The 222-nt window shown below is 49.5% G+C and carries 1 protein-coding gene; it reads left to right on the forward strand.

Features of this window, described 5'->3' with window-relative positions; translation table 11 throughout:
* Positions 1 to 222 (forward strand): AIR carboxylase family protein (locus NE619_RS18650; protein ID WP_256133942.1); only part of this gene is annotated, 222 nt, incomplete at both ends.

The raw sequence follows: 222 nt of genomic DNA on the forward strand, positions 1-222 counted from the left end.
CGGAATTGATTATGAAATGACGATCATTTCCGCACATCGTATGCCGGATGTATTTTTTGAGTGGGCAAAAGCTGCGGAAGGAAAAGGGATTAAAGTAATCATCGCAGGAGCCGGAATGGCTGCACATCTTCCGGGAATGTGTGCGGCGCTGTTCCCGATGCCGGTGATCGGAGTGCCGATGTCAGGAAAGAATCTGGATGGTATGGACGCTCTTTACTCGAT

Origin of the sequence: Anaerovorax odorimutans (assembly GCF_024459955.1) — a bacterium.
In the GTDB taxonomy this organism is placed as follows: domain Bacteria; phylum Bacillota; class Clostridia; order Peptostreptococcales; family Anaerovoracaceae; genus Hominibacterium; species Hominibacterium odorimutans_A.